This is a genomic window from Grimontia sp. AD028, from assembly GCF_000973155.1.
Taxonomy (GTDB): Bacteria; Pseudomonadota; Gammaproteobacteria; order Enterobacterales; family Vibrionaceae; genus Enterovibrio; species Enterovibrio indicus.
The window spans coordinates 1-23,084 of sequence record NZ_LASY01000015.1 but is presented as its reverse complement, the minus strand read 5'-3'; the positions used below and the strand labels follow the sequence as shown (position 1 = coordinate 23,084).

Sequence of the window (23,084 nt, the reverse complement as noted above, 5' to 3'; positions counted from 1 at the left end):
TGTGCTAGACGTTGTTTCACAGAAACTCAGGCCCCTTTTTTCAGCATGCCTTGTTTTTTCAGATGCACCAGCAGGATAGAGATCGCTGCAGGCGTGATACCGGAAATGCGTGACGCCTTGCCAATGGTCTCTGGACGGCTGTCTTTCAGTTTCGCCACCACCTCGTTCGACAAGCCTTTGATTTGGGAATAATCCAGCTCGATCGGCAAATGGGTATTTTCGTGGCGGATAGATTTTTCAATCTCGTCTTTCTGGCGGTCGATATAACCTGCGTACTTGACCTGAATTTCTACCTGCTCAGACGCTTGAATGTCTTCGTGCGCTGGTGAGAATGTTGGAATTTTCACCAGATCGTTGTACGTCACTTCCGGACGACGCAATAGTTCTTCGCCGTTTGCCTCACGGGACAATGGCGTTTTCAGGATCGCGTTCAATGCTTCAGCATGTTCTGAAGTTGGGTGGATCCAGGCACTGCGAAGACGCTGTGCTTCCTGTTCCATGTTTTCCAGTTTCTGGTTGAAACGGGTCCAGCGCTCATCGTCCACCAAACCGAGCTCGCGACCGGTTTCAGTCAAACGCATATCCGCGTTGTCTTCACGAAGCAATAAGCGGTATTCAGCGCGGGAAGTGAACATACGGTACGGTTCTTTGGTACCCATGGTCGACAAATCGTCAATCAATACGCCCATGTAAGCTTGATCGCGACGAGGACACCAGCCCTCCTTGTCCTGAGCAAACAATGCTGCGTTTGTGCCTGCGAGCAAGCCTTGTGCTGCCGCTTCTTCATAGCCAGTGGTGCCATTAATCTGACCCGCGAAGAATAAGCCTTTGATAAATTTGGTTTCAAAGGTTTGCTTCAGATCGCGCGGATCGAAGAAATCATACTCGATCGCATAACCTGGGCGGATCACACGTGCGTTCTCGAAGCCTTTGATCGAACTGATGATCCCCATCTGCACGTCAAATGGCAGGCTGGTGGAGATCCCATTCGGGTAGAGTTCGTTGGTCGTCAAGCCTTCAGGCTCAACGAAAATCTGGTGTTTATCTTTGTCCGCAAAGCGCATCACCTTGTCTTCGATAGACGGGCAGTAACGCGGGCCAATACCTTCAATCACACCTGCATACATGGGGCTGCGATCCAGATTATGGCGGATCACATCATGGGTTTTCTCATTGGTGTAAGTGATGTAACACGGCACCTGACGCGGATGCTCAGACACATCACCCATGAAAGAAAACACAGGACGTGGATCGTCACCATGCTGGGTTTGCATCACACTGAAATCGACAGTGCGGGCATCAATACGCGGCGGTGTGCCTGTTTTCAGGCGGTCAACGCGAAACGGCAATTCACGGAGGCGATCAGCCAGCGCGATCGAAGGGGGATCGCCGGCCCGGCCACCGGAATAATTCTCAAGACCAATGTGGATTTTTCCGCCGAGGAACGTACCTACGGTCAACACCACCGATCGGGCACGGAATTTCAGGCCCATTTCGGTCACAACGCCAACGACTTGATCCTGTTCAACGATCAGGTCATTCACTGCTTGTTGGAACAACATCAGATTTGGCTGGTTTTCCAATGCCTCACGGACCGCCGCTTTGTACAGCGCACGGTCAGCCTGTGCTCGGGTAGCACGTACAGCAGGGCCTTTCGATGCATTCAGGGTACGGAATTGAATACCACCTTTGTCAATCGCACGCGCCATCAGGCCGCCTAGTGCGTCGACTTCTTTCACCAGATGTCCTTTTCCGATCCCGCCAATGGCAGGGTTACATGACATTTGCCCCAATGTATCGATGTTGTGTGTCAGCAGAAGGGTTTGCTGACCCATACGTGCAGCGGCCAGTGCGGCTTCCGTACCTGCATGACCACCACCAACAACGATGACATCAAAGTTATCCTGGTAAAACATGGTGTGACCTCAATAAGGAATGTGTTGATCGGTTGGTTTAGCAAAAGAGGATCATTCTACCGCTTTTCAGAAACGGAGAGAACCAAAAGTGTGATCTTTGATCGAGGGTCTGTCTCTTAAAATATATAAAGATCTTTATATAGATCTTTATTTTGATCTCTTATTAGGGAAGACGATCTTTGTGGATAACTGATAAATGATCAACATGATCATGCGTTTATGGAAGATCGTTTTCTGTGTGTTTGCTTGGATCTATTCTGGTACTTCTTGGGATCAAAATGGTATGTTATCAACAGGTGGGGAAAGAGAGGAAAGTTGTTATTTGGATAACTATAAGTTGATCACCGTTTAGATCTATAGTTATCCACAAAGCAAAGGTCACACTTTTGAATAAAGTTTTTATGGTCGACGCGTCATTTTATTCACAAAATACCGATTTGTGCTGGGATAACCATGCTTCAGCCGCTTCTTCAGGCAAAGGCTGCTCAAGAATATCAATCTCTAATCGGGGGGCCAGAGACTGTGCTCCCAGGCTTTTCAATAGTTCATCTGCCTGAATACCTGCGCCACAAAACGTGTCGTAACTGGAGTCGCCGATTGCGATCACGGCATACTTTAGGGCACTCAAATCAGGTGTCGTGTTTTTCAGGGCTTCCATCGCTGGCGCGAGGTTATCCGGATAGTCTCCGGCACCATGGGTTGATGTGATAAGGAGAAGGCTGGAGGCATTCGCGACGTCATCAGGCTCTGCTTCATTGATCACATTCACTTTGATGCCTTCTTGTTCCAGAAGATCAGAGAGGTGATCGCCCACGTACTCTGCGCCGCCCAATGTACTGCCGGTGATCAGGGTTAGTTCACTCATAAGTTTGTTCTCTAACGGTTTATCAATGGCCGTTAGTATTGAGTGACGGTCACTGCTGCGTCAAGTCAGTTGGGCTGGTAGTGCTCACTTCGGTAAAGGGCATTAAACCCTTTGGGTGATAAGGTTTGTATCTTGTTCTTGCCTCGCTTTTTTGCATTGGCAACAGCATGAATTGCCGTATCTATCAGCTGAAAACCAACAAGGCAGCCATCATTTGATGTGGTTACTCCCAGGCTTGCAGTGCGTTTAACCGCGGTGTTATCCAGCAGAACCACACTGCGTCCAATGGCCAGTTTCAGTTGTTCGGCCACACGCATTGCGTCACTTGAAGGTGTATTTCTCAGTAAGATAGCGAAGTTGTCGGCGTACAAACGGCCAATAGGCGTGGCTGGCGGGAGTTGTTCGCGCAGAAGTTCTGCAACATGGATAAGCACTTGATCGCCTGTTTGTCTTCCGTGCATTTCGTTGATTTGCCGGAAGTCATCGAGATTAATAGCGACGACCGACAGCGGCTCCCCGCGCCGTTGCGCTTGAAAGAAAAGTTCATCGGCCTGGTTATAGAGACTTTGGCTGTTGGAGGTTTCAGTTAAAAGATCCTCGTGAACCAGTTTTCGGGAAGATTCATCAATGCTGTGAAGATCCACCATATAGAAATCGGTCAACGCGACTGATGCAAGCACCAGAATCAGAATGACACACAGGTATGCTGCCCGTGCATTGGTGTCTGTGAGTGCCAGTACAGGATCGGCTGACGGAACCGTTTTAGCCAGAAAAAGCAGAAAAATGGCGATAAGTGACAACCCATAGCGGGGCAGGCGTTCGTTCGGATCAAACACCAGAACAACAGCGGTGGGAACCACCAGCAACAGCAGTTCAGTTTCAAAGTTGGCGGACAACACAAACAGAGGGAGGAAGAGTTGTTGGAGGAAGAAAGTAATGAATATCCAATACTTAGCCATCCACAAAACACCTTCCCGGGTCAGCAGAAAAGCGACCAGGTACAGTATGGCAAACAGGCCGTTCAAAAGGGCTGCGGTAGCACTACCAAAGGCGAACCAGAAAAGTGCTGAGAACAACAAGGTACCACTCGCACACAGACAGGTGAGCAAATTCACCATTCGGAGGTGATGCACATGGAGCTTGTCGCAGCGTGTTATCCCCAGATTAAGAATGGGGTTGAGGCTGTTGATCATCGCTTTGGCTGAATCTATGAAAGATGTTTTCAAGTGTAGCAAAAGCGGGACATTTAGGCGGGAAACAAGCCGCCCGAAGGCGGCAATGTATTTATTTACCGATACAGAATGAGCTGAAGATCCGGCCAAGCAGATCGTCTGAGCTGAATTCACCGGTGATCTCTGCAAGATGCTGCTGGGCAATGCGGAGCTCTTCAGCGAGGATCTCTCCGGCCATGTAACCCTCAAGCTGCTCTTTCCCGATATCGAGGTGTCGGGCGGCTGCATCCAGTGCTTCCAAGTGGCGGCGACGGGCCATAAAGCCACCCTCTGTCGCGCCAGAGAAGCCCATACAGGCTTTCAGGTGCTCACGCAGGGCATCAACACCTGCTCCTGTCTTCGCGCTTAAACGAATAAGGGTAGGCTGACTGGCATGGCAAATCCCCAGGGTTTCACCTGTCATGTCTGCCTTGTTGCGGATAACCGTCATACCGATATTTTCTGGCAGGCGGTCGATAAACTCCGGCCAGATTTCTTCCGGTGATGTCGCATCAGTAGTGGTGCCATCCACCATAAAGAGCACGCGGTCTGCCTGAGCGATTTCATCCCAGGCACGTTCAATACCGATACGTTCCACCTCGTCTGAGGCGTCACGCAAGCCTGCTGTGTCGATGATGTGCAGCGGCATGCCATCAATGTGGATATGCTCACGGAGCACATCACGGGTGGTGCCGGCGATGTCGGTCACAATGGCGCTTTCTTTACCGGAAAGGGCATTGAGCAGACTGGATTTACCCGCATTCGGACGGCCGGCGATCACCACTTTCATGCCTTCACGCATGATAGCGCCTTGGTTGGCTGCTTTACGCACGTCATCCAGCGAGTTGATGATGTTGTCGAGATCGGCGGCGACTTTACCGTCAGAGAGAAAATCGATTTCCTCATCCGGGAAATCTATCGCCGCTTCCACGTAGATGCGCAGATGGATCAGCGCTTCCACCAGCGTATTAACTTTGCCCGAAAACGCCCCCTGAAGGCTTTGCAGCGCGCTTTTCGCCGCTTGCTCTGAGCTGGCATCAATCAAGTCGGCAATCGCTTCTGCTTGCGCGAGATCGAGTTTGTCATTCAAAAAGGCACGTTCGGAAAACTCGCCCGGACGGGCAGTGCGAACACCATCGATATCCACAATGCGCTTGATCAGCATATCCATGATGACTGGGCCGCCATGACCTTGAAGTTCCAGCACATCTTCACCGGTGAATGAATTTGGCGCCTGGAAGTACAAGGCAATTCCTTGATCGAGGGCGTTGCCCTGTTCATCGTTAAACGGCAGGTATTCGGCGCGACGCATCGGAAGTTCACGTCCGGTGACCGCCAGGGCAACTTCTTTGGCTTTGGGGCCGGATACGCGAATGATGCCCACACCACCGCGTCCCGGTGGTGTCGCCTGAGCAACAATGGTGTCTGAGTGAATCATGAAACTTTACCTGCGGTTTGAAAACGTTGCTTAGTGTATACCAATTTTACCTGACCGCATGTCGCGTCTTCAGAAAGAAGAAAGGCGGCCAGTTGGCCGCCTTGTCAGTATTCAGTGCGATTAAGTGCGGCTGTGAAGGCCTTTTTTCTCCAGCGCACGGTAAATCATGGTCTGCTGGATAAGGGTCACAACGTTCGACACCAACCAGTACAGTACCAGACCTGCTGGGAACCAAAGGAAGAACACGGTGAACATCACTGGCATGAAGTTCATGATCTTCTGCTGCATTGGATCGGTGATAGTGCTTGGGCTCATCTTCTGGATGAGGAACATAGAAAAACCCATCAGCAGTGGCAGCACATAGTATGGATCCGGTGCAGACAAGTCTTGAATCCACAGCATGAACGGCGCGTGGCGCAGTTCTACTGATTCCATCAGCGCCCAGTAAAGTGCGATGAAGATAGGCATTTGTAGAAGCAGAGGTAAACAGCCGCCCAGCGGGTTCACTTTCTCTTTCTTATACAGCTCCATCATTTCCTGGCTCATGCGCTGGCGGTCATCGCCAATACGCTCACGCATTTCTGCCAGTTTTGGCTGCAGCATGCGCATTTTCGCCATCGAAGTGTATTGCGCTTTGGTCAGCGGGTACATCACACCACGAACGATGAAGGTAAGGATGATGATTGCCACACCCCAGTTACCCACGAAACCGTGAATGGTTGACAGCAACCAGTGCAGTGGGCTCGCGATAAACCACAGCCAGCCGTAGTCGACGGTAAGGTTCAGGTTAGGTGCTACTTCAGCCATTTTGTCCTGAAGTTTAGGACCTACCCACAGGGTCGCGTCCAGTTGTGCCGTTGAACCTGCTGCAACTGTGGTGGTTGGGTAACGTACACCGATAAAGCCTTGGCCATTGCTGGTGCGGGTATACAGGTTCGCTTCACCTTCTGAATGCGGGATCCAGGCTGCAACAAAGTAGTGTTGCATCATGCCTGCCCAACCTTGATTGGCGATAGTCAGGTTCAGGTTTCTGTCCTTCATATCGTCAAAGCTGTATTTCTCGTATTTCGCATCGTCAGCCGAGTACACGCCACCGCGGTAGGTAGGCATGGTCAGGCTGCCGCCGTCATCCAGTAGATTTTGTTTTAGCTGCGCATACATTTGTACTGTTGCTGCTTTGCCGCTTTGGTTGTCTACTGTGTAGTCAACGTCAACCGCGTAGTTGTCGCGTTTCAGTACAAAGGTTTTGGTGAAGGTAATGCCGTCTTTCACCAGCGTCAGAGGAACACGCAACTCGTCCTGGCCATCAGCCATCACAAAGTCGGTGCCGTTTGCAGAGAACTGTGCACGGCCATCCAGGGTATCGATACCATCAGGGCCAATCAGGCCGCTTTGAGCAACGAATACGTGATCAGGCTGGTTTTTGAGCATCACGAACTTGTCGACAGAGTCGAACTCTGCGTCGTAGTTGTTCAGTTCAGCGCGAAGAATGTCACCGCCTTGTGTGTCAACGGTCAAATTCAGCACGTCACTTTTGATGGTGATCAGCTTGTTTGAAACTGCGTCCTGCGTCAGAGGCTGAGACGCATCTGAGCTGGCAGGTACATCACCACTGTGTTGTGCTTGCTGTGTTACGCCCTGGCCCTGTGGTTGAGGGTTGGTTGCTTCCGTCCAGTTGAGATACAACATGAAGGATACAAACATTAGGGCAATCAACAGGATATTGCGTTGAGAATCCATTGTTAATTGTCTCGATTTTTAGGATGACGCGGGGGTACAGGATCGTACCCACCATGATTAAGAGGGTGGCATTTTAATAAACGTTTGCTGGCGAACCAACACCCTTTTATCACACCGTGACGGTTGACCGCTTCTATGGCGTATTGGGAGCATGTCGGCGTGAAGCGACATCGGGGCCCCAGAAGTGGGCTGATGAAGAGTTGATACCCGCGAAACAGTCCAGTGACTATTTTTTTCGCGGCGGTCGAGACAAACGTTGCCATAACTTATCAAGCAGCTGACTCAGTTCTTCGTTACTGAGCTCATTCGCACTTTTCTTTGCTATCACAACATAATCTTTTGCCATCAGCGAGTGCTGGTTGAGACGAAAACTTTCACGTACCAGACGTTTAAAGCGATTTCGGTCAACGGCAAGTTTGATCTGTTTTTTTGGAACAGCTTGGCCTAGACGTGGGCGTCCAAGTTTGTTGTTTCGAGCAAGAATGGTTAAGTGTGGAGAGCCAGCGCGGTGAGGTTGCTGGAAGACGAAGTTGAAATGTTCGGGAGTTAACAGACGTAACTCCCGAGAAAAAGCTAGCTTATTCACAAATCGCTAAGGATTATTTTGAAAGCTTGCTACGGCCTTTCGCACGGCGAGCGGCGATAACCTTACGACCGTTCTTAGTTGCCATGCGCGCACGGAAACCGTGAGTGCGCTTACGCTTTAGAACTGAAGGTTGAAAAGTGCGTTTCATGGTTTCTACCTTAATTACTGATCAGTTTTTAGGTTTGTTAACCCGACGTGGGACAAAAGTCCGACGCCTCTCAACAAAGAGGGCGGATTGTAATCACTGACTGACTTATAGTCAATGTTAAAACCACAGGTGGTTTCAATCCGAATCTCTCAGGGCGCGCAATTATACGTGGTCGCCTGTCAAGCGCAAGGATCCTTTGCCGATCTTATCCACTTTTGCTTGTGTATTTCATGTGCGATCGTCAGGGATAATCCAGTATAGGGTGTGTAAATTTGATCAGGGTGAATTTTTTAAGAACATCGATCACCCGTGACGTTTTGTGGAGTGGGGGAGTCAACACTGTGATCGGAACATCGGATTTTTGAGCCAAAATCGGATAATTCTGTGAGTAAGTGGGGGGTTAGCTGTGCCGATCTGCAAACTAAATGTGCGATCTGTGTGTATAACTTAGATCTTATTCACTGCAAAAAGGATCTCTTCGCTAGCGATCCTCCTCGTACAAGTATAAACTTAGTTCCCTTTTCATTAATAAATAAGTGTGGAGTCAGACGTGTCATCTTCGCTTTGGTTGCAGTGCCTTCAGCGCCTTCAAGAGGACCTTCCTGCAACAGAATTCAGCATGTGGGTTCGACCGCTTCAGGCGGAGTTAAATGACAATACCCTGACTTTGTTTGCGCCAAACCGTTTTGTACTGGATTGGGTTCGCGACAAATACCTAAATAGCATCAATCAGTTACTGAATGAGTTTTGCGGTAACGACTTGCCTGTGCTGCGCTTTGAAGTTGGCAGTAAGCCGGTTGCCCCGGTGGCGCCGCCAAGCCAGCCTGCAGCTCCAGCTCCTGTTGCGCCCGCCGCTAAACCTGTTGGTCGTACCTGGGAACCTGCACCTTCTCCTGTGCAATCAGATGTGAATCACCGCTCTAACGTGAATCCCAAGCACAAGTTCACTAACTTCGTTGAAGGTAAGTCGAACCAACTCGCTTTGGCTGCAGCTCGTCAGGTGGCAGATAACCCAGGCGCTGCATACAACCCACTTTTCCTTTACGGCGGCACCGGTTTGGGTAAAACCCACTTGTTGCACGCTGTGGGTAATGCGATTTCTGATCGCAAAACCGATGCGCGCGTGGTGTACATGCATTCTGAACGTTTTGTTCAGGACATGGTTAAAGCGCTGCAGAACAACCAGATTGAAGAGTTTAAGCGCTACTACCGTAGTGTTGATGCGCTGCTTATCGATGACATCCAATTCTTCGCTAACAAAGAGCGCTCACAGGAAGAGTTCTTCCACACCTTCAATGCGCTCTTGGAAGGTAACCAACAAATCATCCTCACCTCTGACCGTTATCCAAAAGAGATCAGCGGTGTGGAAGATCGTCTCAAATCCCGTTTTGGCTGGGGTTTGACCGTTGCTATCGAGCCACCAGAGCTTGAAACCCGCGTGGCGATTTTGATGAAAAAGGCGGAAGACCATAATATTCGCCTGCCAGACGAAGTAGCGTTCTTTATCGCTAAACGTCTGCGCTCAAATGTTCGAGAGCTTGAAGGGGCGCTGAACCGCGTGATAGCGAATGCTAACTTCACCGGCCGTGCTATCACCATCGATTTTGTCCGCGAAGCCCTGCGTGATTTGCTGGCGCTTCAGGAAAAACTGGTTACCATCGACAACATCCAGAAAACCGTCGCCGAGTATTACAAAATCAAAATGGCGGACCTATTGTCGAAACGTCGCAGCCGCTCTGTGGCACGTCCACGCCAGGTGGCGATGGCACTGTCAAAAGAGTTGACCAACCACAGTTTGCCGGAGATTGGCGACGCATTTGGTGGCCGCGATCATACTACGGTACTTCACGCATGCCGAAAGATTGAACAGCTGCGCGAAGAGAGCCACGATATAAAAGAAGATTATTCCAACCTGATCCGGACTTTGTCGTCTTAATATGAAATTTACAGTTACCCGTGACCAATTCTTGAAACCCCTGCAGCAGGTGTCTGGTGCATTAGGGGGACGACCTACGCTGCCTATTCTTGGCAATATCCTGCTGAAAGTAGAGTTCGGACAACTTTCCATGACCTGTACGGATTTGGAAGTTGAGCTGATTGCTAATCTGCCGCTGGAAAGTGAAGCAGAAGATGGGGCAGTGACCGTTCCATCTCGTAAGTTTTTAGATATTTGCCGTGGTCTGCCAGACAGCGCACCTATCAGTTTTACGCTCGAAGGTGATCGCGCGGTTATCCGTTCAGGCCGCAGCCGTTTTACTTTGTCGACATTGCCAGCGGCCGATTTCCCGAATATCGAAGATTGGCAGAGCAACGTGGAATTCACGGTGCCACAAGGCAAGCTTCGCCAATTGATTGAAAGCACTGCATTCTCCATGGCCAACCAGGATGTCCGTTATTTCCTGAACGGTATGTTGCTGGAGACTGATGGCACCACACTTCGCTCTGTGGCCACAGACGGTCACCGTATGGCGGTAGGTACGACTGCGCTCGATAACGAACTGGCTGGCCAGCAAGTGATTGTGCCACGTAAAGGCGTGACTGAATTGATGCGTATGCTGGATAACCCAGAAGCGCCAGTGACCATCCAGATTGGCAGTGCCAACATCCGGGCTCAGGTGAACCAGTTTGTGTTCACCTCTAAGCTGGTGGATGGTCGATTCCCTGATTACCGCCGTGTTATGCCGCAATCTTCCAACAAAATCATGGAAGCGGATTGTGACGAGCTGCGTCAGGCATTCTCACGTGCAGCGATTTTGTCGAATGAGAAATTCCGTGGTGTGCGCTTGAACCTGAGCTCAGGTCAGCTTCGTATTTCTGCGCACAACCCTGAGCAGGAAGAAGCGGAAGAGTTTGTTGACGTCAATTACGATGGCGAAGACTTGGAAATCGGGTTTAACGTCAGTTACGTGCTGGATGTATTGAATACGCTTAAGTGCGAGCAAGTGCGTTTTTCGATGACCGATGGTACTGCGAGTACACTGGTAGAAGATGTCAGCAATGATGACGCCATGTACGTCGTGATGCCTATTCGTCTTTAATATGGCGCTATCCCGACTCTCTATCCATGATTTGAGAAATATTGAAGCCTGTGACCTTAGCCTGTCATCAGGCTTCAATTTTCTTGTAGGGCCTAACGGCAGTGGAAAAACCAGCGTGTTGGAGGCGGTTTACTATCTGGGGCATGGCCGTTCGTTTCGAAGCCAGCTGACCGGAAGGGTGATCCGACACCAGCAAGACAGATTAGTTGTACATGGTCGCGTGCAAGCAGGTGAGTCCTTACTACCAGTAGGACTCCAGAAAAACCGCGACGGTTCGACAGAAGTGAAAATTGGTGAGGAAAAAGGGCAGAAGCTGGTGCAGCTTGCCGAAGTCTTGCCGATGCAGCTGATTACCCCGGAAGGGTTTGAGCTGTTAACCGGTGGTCCTAAATTCCGCCGCGCATTTATCGATTGGGGTGTGTTCCACGTGGAACCCCAGTTTTACCCCGCGTGGTCTAGGGTAAAACGGCTTACCAAGCAACGCAATGCGCTGATGAAATCAGCGCGTTGCTACCGTGAGCTTAGTTACTGGGATGCGGAATTAGCGCCTTTGGCCAACCAAATTGACCAGTGGCGTAAAGACTACATTGAAAAGCTCTCAGAGCGTGCTTCCAAGCTATGCGAAGCGTTTCTGCCTGAGTATGAAATCAAACTCAACTACACACGTGGTTGGGATAAAGAGTCAGATTACGCCGAGTTGTTGCGCGAGAACTTTTTACGCGATCAGCAACTCGGGTACACGGTCAGTGGTCCTCACAAGGCAGATCTTCGCCTTCGCGTGGGCGGCACCCCGGTGGAAGATGTACTTTCCCGTGGGCAGTTAAAGTTGATGGTTTGTGCCCTTCGTTTAGCACAGGGCCAACAATTGACCGAAGACAAACAAAAGCAATGCATCTACTTGATAGATGACTTTGCGTCCGAGTTGGATAGCCAACGACGGGCGCTATTGGCTGAGCAGTTAAAAGCCACAGGCGCGCAGGTATTTGTAAGTGCCATTAGTGCCGATCAGGTCGCTGAAATGTGCGACGAAAATAGTAAGATGTTTCATGTGGAAAACGGTAAAATAGCCGCAGAATAAAATTAAGCGAGAGTAACTCAATGTCCAACAATTACGATTCATCGAGTATCAAGGTACTCAAGGGTCTGGATGCAGTACGAAAGCGTCCGGGGATGTACATCGGTGATACTGACGACGGTACCGGTCTGCACCACATGGTCTTTGAGGTGGTCGATAACTCTATCGATGAAGCTCTCGCTGGTCACTGTAATGACATCGTGGTCACCATCCATGAAGACGGTTCGGTATCTGTAAAAGATGACGGTCGTGGTATTCCTGTCGACATCCACGAAGAAGAGGGTGTATCAGCAGCCGAAGTTATCATGACGGTACTTCATGCCGGTGGTAAGTTCGATGACAACTCGTACAAAGTCTCCGGTGGTCTTCACGGTGTAGGTGTTTCGGTGGTAAACGCCCTGTCTGAGAAGCTTGAGTTGACCATCTGGCGTCACGGCAACATCCACCAGCAAATCTACAAAATGGGTGTGCCTGAGCAGCCTCTGGAAGCGATTGGTGATACTGACGAAACCGGTACCCGTATCCGCTTCTGGCCAAGTGACGAGACCTTCTCTGACACTACGTTCCATTACGACATTCTGGCCAAGCGCCTGCGTGAGCTGTCATTCCTGAACTCAGGCGTTTCAATCAAGCTGATTGACGAACGCGAAGAGAACAAACAAGACCACTTCATGTATGAAGGTGGTATCCGCGCATTCGTAGAGCACCTCAACCGCAACAAAACACCTATTCACCCAACTGTGTTCCACTTTGAACATGAACGCGAAGACGGTGTGTCGGTAGAAGTGTCAATGCAATGGAACGATGGTTTCCAGGAAAACATTTACTGTTTCACCAACAACATTCCTCAGCGTGATGGCGGTACACACCTTGCTGGTTTCCGAGCAGCTCTGACCCGTACGCTGAACTCTTTCATGGACAAAGAAGGGTATTCGAAGAAAGCTAAAGCAGCGACTTCTGGCGACGATGCCCGTGAAGGTTTGACTGCCGTTGTGTCTGTGAAAGTGCCGGATCCGAAATTCTCAAGCCAGACTAAAGACAAACTGGTTTCTTCAGAAGTGAAGTCTGCGGTAGAGTCAGCAATGAACGAGAAACTGTCTGAGTTCCTGATTGAGAACCCACAAGACTCGAAGATCGTTTGTAGCAAAATCATTGATGCGGCGCGTGCGCGTGAAGCGGCACGTAAAGCACGTGAAATGACCCGTCGTAAAGGCGCACTGGATTTGGCTGGCCTTCCAGGCAAGCTTGCAGACTGTCAGGAAAAAGATCCTGCACTGTCTGAACTCTACATTGTGGAGGGTGACTCTGCGGGCGGTTCCGCGAAGCAGGGTCGTAACCGTAAGAACCAGGCTATCCTGCCACTGAAAGGTAAAATCCTGAACGTTGAGAAAGCGCGTTTCGACAAGATGCTTTCTTCTCAGGAAGTTGCCACGCTGATCACTGCACTAGGTTGTGGTATTGGCCGCGACGAGTACAACCCTGACAAGCTGCGTTACCACAGCATCATCATCATGACCGATGCGGACGTCGACGGCTCGCACATTCGTACGCTGCTGTTGACCTTCTTCTATCGTCAAATGCCTGAGCTGATTGAGCGTGGTTATGTCTACATCGCTCAGCCACCGCTTTACAAAGTGAAGAAAGGTAAGCAAGAGCAATACATCAAAGATGATGAAGCGATGGAGCAATACCAGGTATCTATCGCGCTGGAAAACGCTTCGCTCTTCGTTAACCAAGATGCACCTGCACTCAATGGTTTGGCGTTAGAAGAGCTTGTTAAGCAGTACAACGGTGTAATGAAGCTGATTAAGCGCATGAACCGTCGTTACCCATACGCGATGCTCAACGAGCTGGTTTACCAACCGCGCCTGAGTGTAGATACGCTGAGCAATGAGGGTGAAGTACGCGCCTGGATTGATACGCTGGTGGATGTTCTGAATAAGAACTCGACCGGTGAAAGCCAGTACCGTGCTGAGGTGAAGTTTGATGAGGAGCATCAGGCTTACCAACCAGAACTGATTGTTCGTACCCACGGCGTCGATCATGAGTATCTCATCAGCTACGACCTGCTGAACTCAAAAGAGTACGGACGTATTGCTGATCTGGCAGAAGCACTTGATGGTCTTCTGGATGATACTGCATACATTCAACGTGGTGAGCGTAAGCAACCTGTTAAGAGCTTTGCAGATGCATTGGCTTGGTTGATTAAAGAGTCTAACCGTGGTCTTAGCCGTCAGCGCTACAAAGGTCTGGGTGAGATGAACCCTGATCAACTTTGGGAAACCACCATGGACCCAGAATCACGTCGTATGATGCGCGTGACCATTCAGGATGCAGTAGCAGCAGATGAGCTCTTCACGACATTGATGGGTGATCACGTTGAGCCACGTCGTGCGTTTATCGAAGATAATGCCCTGAAGGTTGCCAACCTCGATGTGTAACCACGTGATTCTACGTAAAATCTGAGTACCTAACGCCGCATTAGCGGCGTTTTTTTTACGTAGCGTGATGTGTTTATTTAAGTTTTTGAATTTTAAGGCTTTAAGTGTGTTCAATAATACTGTCTATCAATTCTTCATGAATGGCTAAAGAAGGATTCTGATAAGACGCCAAGTTATCTTCTAGGTTATCGTTTACTTCCACCAGAACGTGATTCATGGAACCGACTAATCTCAGGGCCACTTGTTTTTCGTTATCCGCATAAAGTGCAAGCGCATCTTCTTTTGTCACTTGTAAATCACGCTCTCCTTGAACAATGAGAGTCTTACCCTTTCTTTGAGATAGTAGAGAACAGGGATCCTGTCTCAGTAAGGAATTCATATAAGGCTGGACTGATGGTCTAAATAACGGAAAGAGGCTCTCGCTGATGTGAGTGACATTTTCACCTTGTTTTAATGCATCGATAATGGCTTCGCCTTCATTAACAAGTTGGGGAGCGCGCGCTGAAAGTTGTTCCAATATGATTTAGTCTATTGTGCGACCCGGTGTAGCGATGAGCACAAGCGTATCAATGTCTGTTTTCAGTCCTGCAGCCAGACCGATGAGCCCACCTTCACTATGACCAATGACACCCACTTTAGATGTTGGATATTTTTTTCGCAGCCAGTCAATCACGTAAACAGCGTCGTTAATATAGGTATCAATGGTGAGGTTTTCTTCTTTTAACCCGTGTACCTTACTTTCACCGACACCTCTTTTGTCATAGCGGTATGAAACGATGTTGTGGTGAGAAAGGCCTCGAGCGAGCTTTTTGTACGTGTCCGTTATTATCGATTGTTGATTACCATCTCTATCCGTAGGTCCACTTCCGGCAATGATCAAATACACTGTTTTGCCCTGTTGAGAGGATTCTGGTTCGACTAAAGTTCCTGTCAGAACTCCAACTTTAACATCAGTTTCTGCCACACAATTTGCTTTATTCACTGTCATTGAATCCTCCCAATCGGTGTTTCACGTGAAACACTAGCGGTTAAATTCAAATGACTAAAGAACACGTTTTGCTGTTTGTGAGCAGATTAGTGAGTCCAATTATAAGATGAGCACAAAGAAGCCCAGTCGATTTACCAACTGGGCGATGTTTCACGTGGAACCTTTGGTGGAGAATTAAGACTCAGCGTAAGCCTTTTCCACTTCCTCTTTAAGTATCTCGATACCCCGCGCAATGGCGTCGTCATCCTGAACATAGTTCATTCTTAGGCACTCACGGGTATGGTCCCAATCCAGCTCTGAACCTATAAAGAAGTACTCGCCAGGTACTATCAGTAAACCGCGTTGCTTTAGGCGCTGGTAAAGTTCTTTGGTGCTGATGGGTAGCCCCTCAAACCAAAGCCAAAGGAAGATAGCACCTTCTGGTTTGTGGATTTTGAATCGCTCATCAGGAATCGCTTTTTGAAGAAGCTCGATGCTACGTTTGGCTTTCTTCTGATAGAAAGGCTTAATGACAGTTTCACTGAGCGACAGTAAGTCGCCGGTTTTAATCATCTCAAGTGCGAGTGCAGGGCCAACACCACAAGGTGACAAGCTGACAATTCCATTGATGTTGGATAGGGCAGTGATAATCTCTTCCTGCGCAATGATGATGCCGCAGCGTACACCTGGTAAACCTAACTTTGATAAGCTTGAACACAGGATAGTGTTCTCATTCCAGAAAGGCTTCACATCTTCGAAGATGATGTTAGGGAAGGGGACGCCATAAGCATTGTCGATGATGAGGGGAATATTGTTCGCTCGTGCCAGCTTATCAAGCTTTGCGATCTCTTCATCAGTAAGGACGTTTCCGGTTGGGTTTGTTGGTCGTGAGGCACAAATAGCCGCAACTGACTCATCAATTTCCAGCGCATCAAAATCTACATGGTATTTAAACTGGCGGTTATCCAGATGCGCGATAGTCGGTTTGAAGCTGGTAAAGATATCAGGGTCTAAACCCGAATCGGCGTAACCAATATACTCAGGTGTTAAAGGCAGGAGGATCTTCTTAAACCTGCCGTCATCATACTGCCCGCCGAAAAGGTTGAAGAGATAAAAGAAGGCGCACTGACTGCCATTGGTCAGCATGATGTTTTTAGATGTCACCTGCCATCCAAATGTCTTATTCAACATCTCAGCCAGCGCTGCGATGAACGCAGTCTTACCTTGTGGTCCATCATAGTTAGAGAGTGCTGCGACAAGAGAGCCATCATCTAGCATCCGTCTACTCAAGTCTTCGAAATGCTCAAGCATTTCAGGAATCGCCGCTGGGTTGCCACCACCAAGCATAATGGCATCCGGGTTTCTTAGTCCGTCATTGAGATCGTCCATCAACTGTGTGATGCCGGAATGCTGAGAAAACTTATTTCCAAACTTAGAAAACTGCATAGCGCGAAACCTATTTAATCCTTTGTTCCTTCAGGTTAGTCGACAAACCATAACTGATTCATTGCACAAAATGAATGCAATTTCTGCTTTCTTTTTAACATGTAGCGGACGGCGGAAAAGCTGTCGTTTTAGATAAGGGAAGAGAGGGAGTTAGTAAGCGTTTCGAGAAATGTTCCACGTGAAACATACTGAAAATTTTAGATTAGATAGAATCGAAGACATCGCTGTAGAGGCTGTGAATGAGGCTGGTGGAAAGACAATTTTATAGATACAAAAAAGCCCCGTTCAAACGGGGCTCTTGATTAACTTTTCTTGCCGAGCTTATTTCTGAAGCAGAGAGATATCTGCAACATTCATAAACTGGCCACGCAGGGTATTGAGCAATGCCAGACGGTTCGCTTTCAGCGCTTCGTCTTCAGCCATTACCATCACGTTGTCGAAGAAGGTATCAACAGGTTCGCGCAGGTCTGCCAATTGGGTCAGTGCAGCTTGGTAATCACCGGCTGCAAAGACAGGCTTCAGCGTTTCAACCATTGTGGTGACTTTCTCTGCCAACGCCTTCTCTGCATCTTCAACCAACAGCTCACTGTTGATGGTGTAAGACAATTCGCCGTCGTATTTCGCCAGGATGTTACCTACACGCTTGTTTGCTGCTGCCAGAGACTCGGCGGCATCCAGTGAACGGAAGTGCGTTACAGCTTTCACGCGTTTGTCGAAATCAGCCGGTTGGGTAGGGTTCATCGCAAGTACGGCTTGGATGGCATCTACGCTATGGCCTTCGTCCTGATACCATGCACGGAAACGACCCAGCATGAATTCGATAACGTCAGCTTCAACCTTATCGTTAGTCAGACGGTCGCCGAACAGCGATTTGGCTTTGGCAATCAGATCGGTCAGATCCAGATCGTAACCGTACTCAACGATGATGCGAAGTACACCCAGAGAAGCACGACGCAGCGCGAATGGGTCAGAACCTTTTGGTGCCTGACCAATACCGAAGATACCTACGATGGTATCCAGCTTGTCTGCCATCGCCAGTGCTGAAGAAACACCATTACCTGGCAGTTCATCACCTGCGAAACGCGGCATGTATTGCTCGTTCAGTGCAACGGCAACGTCTTCTGCTTCGCCATCATGACGCGCGTAGTGCATACCCATCACGCCCTGAGTTTCGGTGAATTCGAAAACCATGGAGGTCATCAGGTCGCATTTCGCCAGAAGGCCTGCACGTTTTGCTTTTTCGACATCAGCACCAATTTTGTCAGCAATGTAGCCGGCAAGCTCAGTGATGCGGTCTGTCTTGTCTTTGATGGTACCCAACTGCTTTTGGAAAATAGCCGTTTCCAGCTTTGGCAGACGGTCAATCAAAGGACGCTTACGGTCGGTGTCGAAGAAGAACTCTGCATCCGCCAGACGAGGGCGAACCACTTTTTCGTTACCTTCGATAACGTGGCGAGGTTCCTTCGATTCGATGTTTGATACGAAGATGAAGTTAGGCAGAAGCTGCTTGTCTTCGCTGTAAACAGGGAAGTACTTCTGGTCGCCTTTCATGGTGTAAACCAAGGCTTCTGAAGGAACCTTCAGGAACTTCTCTTCGAAGGTTGCAGTCAGTACCACTGGCCACTCAACCAGAGAGGTGACTTCCTCAACCAGGTCATCTTCCAGATCAGCAATACCGCCAACCAGCTCTGCTGCCTTTTGGGCATCAGCGATGATAGTGGCTTTACGTGCTTCGTAATCGGCAATGACTTTACCGCGCTCTTCCAGAATCGCTGGATATTGGTCAGCATTGTCGATGGTAAATTCCGCTTCGCCCATAAAACGGTGACCACGAATGGTACGCGCTGAATCAACACCCATGATGGTGCCTTCAATCAGCTCGTCACCCAGCAGGATAGTCAGGGTCTTCACCGGACGGATGAACAGGGTATCTTTGTCACCCCAGCGCATTGGCTTCGCGATTGGCAGATTCGCCAGCGCTTTGTCAGCCAGTGCAACAACGATGTCTTTGGTGTTCTGGCCTTTAACTTCTTGCTTGAACAGCAGCCATTCACCTTTATCAGTCACCATACGATCGGCTTCTGATACATCGATACCACAACCACGCGCCCAACCTTGTGCGGCTTTGGTTGGGTTGCCGTCTGCGTCAAAAGCAGCAGAAATGGCAGGACCACGTTTCTCAACCATCTTGTCAGCTTGTTGGTCAGCCAGCGAAGTGACTTTCAGTGCCAGACGACGAGGGGTTGCGTACCAAACTATACCTTCGTGGGTCAGTTCAGCGTCTTTCAGCTCTTGCTCAAAGTTTGCTGCAAATGCTTCTGCCAGTGTACGAAGTTGCGTTGGTGGTAGCTCTTCAGTACCCAGCTCAATCAGGAAATTGTTCGCCATCTTACTTCTCCTCACCCTTTTTACACATTGGGAAGCCTAGAGCTTCACGGGATGCGTAGTACGCTTCAGCAACTGACTTGGTCAGGTTGCGGATACGCAGGATGTAGCGTTGACGCTCGGTCACTGAGATAGCTTTGCGTGCGTCCAGCAGGTTAAATGCATGACCTGCTTTCAGGATGCGCTCATACGCTGGCAATGGCAGAGGCTTCTCAAGCTCGAGAAGAGACTTACACTCTTTCTCGCACTGGTCGAAGTAAGTGAATAGGAAGTCTACGTCAGCGTATTCGAAGTTGTAGGTCGATTGCTCCACTTCGTTTTGGTGGAAGATATCGCCATAAGTCACTTTACCGAATGGGCCATCAGTCCATACCAGATCGTAAACTGAATCGACGGCCTGGATGTACATCGCCAAACGTTCGATGCCGTAAGTGATTTCGCCGGTAACAGGCTTACACTCAAGACCACCTACTTGTTGGAAGTAAGTAAATTGGGTGACTTCCATGCCGTTCAGCCAAACTTCCCAGCCAAGACCCCAAGCACCCAGTGTCGGGTTTTCCCAGTTGTCTTCTACGAAGCGGATGTCATGAACTTCAGGGTCAATACCCAGCACACGCAGCGAACCAAGATACAGTTCCTGAATGTTGTCTGGAGACGGCTTCAGGATGGTCTGGAACTGGTAGTAGTGTTGCAGACGGTTAGGGTTTTCACCGTAACGGCCGTCAGTTGGACGACGAGAAGGCTGAACGTAAGCTGCTGCGATTGGCTCTGGACCAATTGCACGCAGACAAGTCATTGGGTGAGAGGTGCCTGCACCTACCTCCATGTCGAGCGGTTGTACAATGGTACAACCTTGTTGGGCCCAGTAATCCTGCAGCGCGAGGATCATGCCCTGAAAAGTTTTAACGTCGAATTTTTGCATCGTCAGGTTCGCGCGATTTAATGAAGTGAAAATAACACGCGATTATAGCGCGCAAGGCTTGGGATAAGTAGGGGTAATGGCGGTTTTTTGTCCTTTGGTTTCAAAGGTGGCGAGCGGGGTCGAAAGGTAAAACGGGCAGAGGTTGTATTCCGTCAGGCGTTGAGGCTAAAATGCGCTCGCTCTTGGGGAGTAGTCTCTCGCGCCAGCGAGGCCATTATCAACATATTTGAAGCTCAATCTTCATGGTAATGGCGACACACGATAGTGGGTTTGACGAGACCAATGACACTTTACGCGAACCGGGCGGGGCGCGTGGGTTGTCATGGTTTTCGAATAATAATCCTCGCCCTGGAAGACAATAATGAGCGTGTTAGCGATATCCATTGCCACCGTTGCGTTGGCAGAAATTGGTGATAAAACCCAACTCCTTTCCCTGTTACTGGCCAGTCGATACCGAAAGCCAGTGCCTATTATTCTTGCTATCTTTTTCGCCACAATCCTTAACCATGCGGTTGCTGCCTGGCTAGGTGTGGTTGTTGCTGATTATCTTACCGAAGAAGTCTTGCGTTGGGTGCTGATCGTCAGCTTTGCGGTGATGGCTGTTTGGGTGCTGATCCCTGATAAACTCGATGATGAAGAAAGTGTGTCAAACCGGGGCCCGTTTGTGGCGAGTTTCATCGCCTTCTTTATTGCAGAAATTGGCGACAAAACTCAGGTGGCAACGACTGTACTCGGTGCTCAAAATGCTGAAGCGCTGACCATGGTCATTATTGGTACGACCATCGGTATGCTGCTGGCCAATGTCCCGGTGGTATTGCTGGGTCACAAGGCTGCAAATGCATTGCCATTGAACGTTGTACGGTATGTGACGGCAGGGTTGTTTGCGGTACTCGCGATCGGCACTTTCTTTATGCGATAAGAAATATAACCAGACGCCTGAATGTGTGATTTCATCAGCAACCTCTCCGACGGTTCCATGGTAGTTTGGCGTTAGTGTCATCGTGATTAAGGAGCGTGTTATGGACAGGTTTCTGGCGATCAGCCCTAAAAGCCAGATGTGGCTGTTCCACTTTGCACTTGCGCTGAATATTCTTGGAATGGTGTTAACTGATATGTGGCTTCCTATGGTGGTTGGTGCAATAGTAACCACTTACTTATCGATTGATGCTATGGTGAGAGTGCGCTACGTATTACCAATGAAAAAGACCATGCGGGAACTGGAGCATGAAAACGCCACGCTGAGGCGGAAAGTGAACGACGTTGAGCAAGCATCAGATTACTGACAGACACGAAAAAGGCAGCCTTGGCTGCCTTTTTCATTTCCGCTCGTTTATCTGTTCAGAAGATCAAAGACCTTTCTTGATCAGGTAGCGGAATGGGCTGGTTTCTGACTCATGGGCAACAAGGGTGTGGTCCATGAAACGGCAGAAACTTGGGATATCGCGTGTCGTTGACGGATCGTCCGCCGTCACCAGTAAGGTTTCACCCTCCGCCATGTTGCGGATTGTTTTTCTTACCATCATGACTGGTTCCGGACAACGCAGGCCTTCTGCGTCTAAAAAGTGATCCGGATTTTCAAATTCTGAACTCATCTGCATTTATCACATTGAAAACGTCGACCCGATCATACTTATGAAGACTAAATATTCAACAGGGGTTGGTTTTGTAAAAAACATGTGTAACTTAATTAACAAGTTGTTAACGAATGATGTTCAAACGAACGTGAACATGGCGAAACAGCTAGGCTAACTCACTCATCGACTACACTCACACCCAGTTTTCTTGGGCTTCCCCGCTTTAATGCGGGATTTTTTTTATCTGGCGTTCGCCAAATATCAATAAACGCCTTTCTTAATCACCTTTATCGGTGACCGGCATGCTTATAATGGCAACGTTACCACTCTTTGGGCATGTTATGGAACTTGAAGATATCTACCGCCGCGACCTAAACCTGCTAATCGCGCTTCGTGTGCTGCTGGAAGAAGGTAGCGTGAGTAAAGCGGCTATCCGTTTAAGCCTTAGCCAGTCAGCGATGAGTAGGGTTCTGGGACGATTGAGAAGCCTTACGGGCGATCCCTTGTTTACCCGGCACGGACAACAGCTGATCCCAACCCAAAGAGCCTTGGAGTTGAATACTCAACTGACAGCGCCACTAGATACACTTCGTCATGTCCTTTCGCCTGAAGAATTTGATCCGGCCAAGTGTGAGCAGTCTTTTAAGATCGCGACGACTGATTACGCCATGCAAACCATTTTGCCATTTGCATTGCCGCGTATTTATGAGGAAGCGCCGGGTTTGTCTCTGGAGTTCGCCCCTTTGCAGCATGACCAGTTAATGCGTCAGCTGACCTCGGAAGGGTGCGATATGGCGATTTGCCGCCCAACCGGTCCGGTTGACCCGCTTCAGTCTGACAGGTTGGGACTGGTGAGCGTATTCTGCATGGTGTCAAAACATCATCCCTTGGCCGATAAAGCGCTGACGCTCGAAGACTACCTGGCTTACCCACATGCAGTGATTGCTATCAGTGATGGCGTGAAAGCGCTGATTGATGAAGCGTTACGTGGACATCCAGAGCCGAAACTGGCATTGCGTGCTTATCACCTGGAAGCCGCGGTAGCGATGCTGGATAGCCTGCCACTTATCATTACCGTTCCTGCGGACTTGGCGTATCTCGTGGGTGAAAAATACGATTTGGTGATTAAGCCATTGCCGTTCGAATTTAAGCCGTTTGATTATTCCCTGATTTGGCACCCAAGGACGGAGCACTCCGCGGCGCAGGTATGGCTTCGAAACCTGATTAAAGAAGAGTGTAGCCGTCTTATCGATACACGGATTAAAGACATGGGGTTTGTTTGACCCTATCAAACAAAAAAAACGGAGCCGATAGGCTTAATGCATGTGAATT

The 23,084-nt window shown here is 49.3% G+C and carries 21 protein-coding genes; 7 read left to right on the top strand and 14 right to left on the bottom strand.

The window, feature by feature from the left end:
- Nucleotides 1-26 precede the first annotated feature (26 nt).
- The 8 genes from mnmG to rpmH all read right to left on the bottom strand — a co-directional run bounded on the left by mnmG (nt 27) and on the right by rpmH (nt 7,904).
- The gene (mnmG, locus tag RN22_RS03465) at nt 27-1,916 is read right to left on the bottom strand and encodes a tRNA uridine-5-carboxymethylaminomethyl(34) synthesis enzyme MnmG (protein ID WP_046303091.1); all 1,890 of its coding nucleotides are present in this window, start codon (nt 1,914-1,916) and stop codon (nt 27-29) included.
- Between the two features lie 418 nt (nt 1,917-2,334).
- Entirely contained in the window at nt 2,335-2,781 is a 447-nt protein-coding gene (gene mioC / locus RN22_RS03460) for an FMN-binding protein MioC (protein ID WP_046303090.1), read from the bottom strand.
- 65 nt (nt 2,782-2,846) lie between these two features.
- Complete coding sequence (locus tag RN22_RS03455) at nt 2,847-3,974, bottom strand: GGDEF domain-containing protein (protein WP_231590837.1); 1,128 nt, start codon at nt 3,972-3,974, stop codon at nt 2,847-2,849.
- A 91-nt stretch (nt 3,975-4,065) separates the two neighbouring features.
- On the bottom strand, nt 4,066-5,430 hold the full coding sequence (mnmE, locus tag RN22_RS03450) for a tRNA uridine-5-carboxymethylaminomethyl(34) synthesis GTPase MnmE (protein ID WP_046303089.1): 1,365 nt from the start codon (nt 5,428-5,430) through the stop codon (nt 4,066-4,068).
- A 120-nt stretch (nt 5,431-5,550) separates the two neighbouring features.
- Entirely contained in the window at nt 5,551-7,170 is a 1,620-nt protein-coding gene (gene yidC, locus RN22_RS03445; RefSeq protein ID WP_046303088.1) for a membrane protein insertase YidC, read from the bottom strand.
- A 2-nt stretch (nt 7,171-7,172) separates the two neighbouring features.
- A complete protein-coding gene (gene yidD / locus RN22_RS24620; RefSeq protein ID WP_082111347.1) occupies nt 7,173-7,433 on the bottom strand; it encodes a membrane protein insertion efficiency factor YidD in 261 nt (86 codons plus the stop codon).
- On the bottom strand, nt 7,397-7,756 hold the full coding sequence (gene rnpA / locus RN22_RS03440; protein WP_039850324.1) for a ribonuclease P protein component: 360 nt from the start codon (nt 7,754-7,756) through the stop codon (nt 7,397-7,399). The genes yidD and rnpA overlap by 37 nt, the downstream gene beginning before the upstream one ends.
- Before the next feature lie 13 nt (nt 7,757-7,769).
- Nucleotides 7,770-7,904, bottom strand: a complete 135-nt coding sequence (gene rpmH / locus RN22_RS03435; RefSeq protein ID WP_002540783.1) for a 50S ribosomal protein L34 — start codon at nt 7,902-7,904, stop codon at nt 7,770-7,772.
- A gap of 550 nt (nt 7,905-8,454) precedes the next feature.
- Here rpmH and dnaA point away from each other — a divergent pair.
- From dnaA to gyrB, 4 genes are read left to right on the top strand one after another with little or no spacing between them, the layout of a single operon-like run.
- Nucleotides 8,455-9,840 carry a chromosomal replication initiator protein DnaA gene (gene dnaA, locus RN22_RS03430; RefSeq protein WP_002540782.1) on the top strand — a complete coding sequence of 462 codons (1,386 nt, stop codon included), beginning with the start codon at nt 8,455-8,457 and terminating at the stop codon, nt 9,838-9,840.
- Nucleotide 9,841: 1 nt separating this feature from the next.
- Entirely contained in the window at nt 9,842-10,942 is a 1,101-nt protein-coding gene (gene dnaN / locus RN22_RS03425) for a DNA polymerase III subunit beta (protein WP_046303087.1), read from the top strand.
- A 1-nt stretch (nt 10,943) separates the two neighbouring features.
- Nucleotides 10,944-12,020 (top strand): DNA replication/repair protein RecF, encoded by a 1,077-nt coding sequence (recF, locus tag RN22_RS03420; protein ID WP_046303086.1) that lies wholly within the window; start codon nt 10,944-10,946, stop codon nt 12,018-12,020.
- Nucleotides 12,021-12,040: 20 nt separating this feature from the next.
- Nucleotides 12,041-14,458: a DNA topoisomerase (ATP-hydrolyzing) subunit B gene (gene gyrB, locus RN22_RS03415; protein WP_002540779.1), complete on the top strand. Its 2,418-nt coding sequence runs from the start codon at nt 12,041-12,043 to the stop codon at nt 14,456-14,458.
- A gap of 100 nt (nt 14,459-14,558) precedes the next feature.
- On the opposite strand, the gene RN22_RS24950 is transcribed toward gyrB, so the two are convergent.
- The 5 genes from RN22_RS24950 to glyQ all read right to left on the bottom strand — a co-directional run bounded on the left by RN22_RS24950 (nt 14,559) and on the right by glyQ (nt 20,178).
- Nucleotides 14,559-14,975 carry a hypothetical protein gene (locus RN22_RS24950; protein ID WP_156168160.1) on the bottom strand — a complete coding sequence of 139 codons (417 nt, stop codon included), beginning with the start codon at nt 14,973-14,975 and terminating at the stop codon, nt 14,559-14,561.
- A 6-nt stretch (nt 14,976-14,981) separates the two neighbouring features.
- A complete protein-coding gene (locus RN22_RS24450; protein ID WP_052737482.1) occupies nt 14,982-15,446 on the bottom strand; it encodes an alpha/beta hydrolase in 465 nt (154 codons plus the stop codon).
- 174 nt (nt 15,447-15,620) lie between these two features.
- Nucleotides 15,621-16,871 carry a valine--pyruvate transaminase gene (locus RN22_RS03405; RefSeq protein WP_082111346.1) on the bottom strand — a complete coding sequence of 417 codons (1,251 nt, stop codon included), beginning with the start codon at nt 16,869-16,871 and terminating at the stop codon, nt 15,621-15,623.
- 321 nt (nt 16,872-17,192) lie between these two features.
- A complete protein-coding gene (gene glyS, locus RN22_RS03400) occupies nt 17,193-19,259 on the bottom strand; it encodes a glycine--tRNA ligase subunit beta (RefSeq protein ID WP_046303085.1) in 2,067 nt (688 codons plus the stop codon).
- Nucleotide 19,260: 1 nt separating this feature from the next.
- A complete protein-coding gene (gene glyQ / locus RN22_RS03395) occupies nt 19,261-20,178 on the bottom strand; it encodes a glycine--tRNA ligase subunit alpha (RefSeq protein ID WP_046303084.1) in 918 nt (305 codons plus the stop codon).
- Nucleotides 20,179-20,539: 361 nt separating this feature from the next.
- Here glyQ and RN22_RS03390 point away from each other — a divergent pair, with 361 nt between their 5' ends.
- Both RN22_RS03390 and RN22_RS03385 read left to right on the top strand, forming a co-directional pair.
- The gene (locus RN22_RS03390) at nt 20,540-21,097 is read left to right on the top strand and encodes a TMEM165/GDT1 family protein (protein ID WP_002540771.1); all 558 of its coding nucleotides are present in this window, start codon (nt 20,540-20,542) and stop codon (nt 21,095-21,097) included.
- Between the two features lie 100 nt (nt 21,098-21,197).
- Complete coding sequence (locus tag RN22_RS03385) at nt 21,198-21,461, top strand: hypothetical protein (RefSeq protein ID WP_046303083.1); 264 nt, start codon at nt 21,198-21,200, stop codon at nt 21,459-21,461.
- A 63-nt stretch (nt 21,462-21,524) separates the two neighbouring features.
- Here RN22_RS03385 and tusA read toward each other — a convergent pair whose 3' ends face one another.
- Nucleotides 21,525-21,770 carry a sulfurtransferase TusA gene (gene tusA, locus RN22_RS03380; RefSeq protein ID WP_046303100.1) on the bottom strand — a complete coding sequence of 82 codons (246 nt, stop codon included), beginning with the start codon at nt 21,768-21,770 and terminating at the stop codon, nt 21,525-21,527.
- Nucleotides 21,771-22,093: 323 nt separating this feature from the next.
- Between tusA and RN22_RS03375 the strand changes: the two genes are divergently transcribed.
- Nucleotides 22,094-23,035: a LysR family transcriptional regulator gene (locus RN22_RS03375; RefSeq protein WP_046303082.1), complete on the top strand. Its 942-nt coding sequence runs from the start codon at nt 22,094-22,096 to the stop codon at nt 23,033-23,035.
- Nucleotides 23,036-23,084: the final 49 nt, after the last annotated feature.

Bases quoted from the DNA above. Each gene is read 5' to 3' on its own strand.
- RN22_RS03385 (WP_046303083.1), top strand. From the start codon at position 21,198: ATGGACAGGTTTCTGGCGATCAGCCCTAAAAGCCAGATGTGGCTGTTC.
- dnaN (WP_046303087.1), top strand. From the start codon at position 9,842: ATGAAATTTACAGTTACCCGTGACCAATTCTTGAAACCCCTGCAGCAG.
- tusA (WP_046303100.1), bottom strand. From the start codon at position 21,770: ATGAGTTCAGAATTTGAAAATCCGGATCACTTTTTAGACGCAGAAGGC.
- recF (WP_046303086.1), top strand. From the start codon at position 10,944: ATGGCGCTATCCCGACTCTCTATCCATGATTTGAGAAATATTGAAGCC.
- gyrB (WP_002540779.1), top strand. From the start codon at position 12,041: ATGTCCAACAATTACGATTCATCGAGTATCAAGGTACTCAAGGGTCTG.
- yidD (WP_082111347.1), bottom strand. From the start codon at position 7,433: ATGGCAACGTTTGTCTCGACCGCCGCGAAAAAAATAGTCACTGGACTG.
- glyQ (WP_046303084.1), bottom strand. From the start codon at position 20,178: ATGCAAAAATTCGACGTTAAAACTTTTCAGGGCATGATCCTCGCGCTG.
- RN22_RS03390 (WP_002540771.1), top strand. From the start codon at position 20,540: ATGAGCGTGTTAGCGATATCCATTGCCACCGTTGCGTTGGCAGAAATT.
- mioC (WP_046303090.1), bottom strand. From the start codon at position 2,781: ATGAGTGAACTAACCCTGATCACCGGCAGTACATTGGGCGGCGCAGAG.
- RN22_RS24450 (WP_052737482.1), bottom strand. From the start codon at position 15,446: ATGACAGTGAATAAAGCAAATTGTGTGGCAGAAACTGATGTTAAAGTT.
- RN22_RS03405 (WP_082111346.1), bottom strand. From the start codon at position 16,871: ATGCAGTTTTCTAAGTTTGGAAATAAGTTTTCTCAGCATTCCGGCATC.
- yidC (WP_046303088.1), bottom strand. From the start codon at position 7,170: ATGGATTCTCAACGCAATATCCTGTTGATTGCCCTAATGTTTGTATCC.
- glyS (WP_046303085.1), bottom strand. From the start codon at position 19,259: ATGGCGAACAATTTCCTGATTGAGCTGGGTACTGAAGAGCTACCACCA.
- rpmH (WP_002540783.1), bottom strand. From the start codon at position 7,904: ATGAAACGCACTTTTCAACCTTCAGTTCTAAAGCGTAAGCGCACTCAC.
- RN22_RS03375 (WP_046303082.1), top strand. From the start codon at position 22,094: ATGGAACTTGAAGATATCTACCGCCGCGACCTAAACCTGCTAATCGCG.
- RN22_RS03455 (WP_231590837.1), bottom strand. From the start codon at position 3,974: ATGATCAACAGCCTCAACCCCATTCTTAATCTGGGGATAACACGCTGC.
- mnmE (WP_046303089.1), bottom strand. From the start codon at position 5,430: ATGATTCACTCAGACACCATTGTTGCTCAGGCGACACCACCGGGACGC.
- mnmG (WP_046303091.1), bottom strand. From the start codon at position 1,916: ATGTTTTACCAGGATAACTTTGATGTCATCGTTGTTGGTGGTGGTCAT.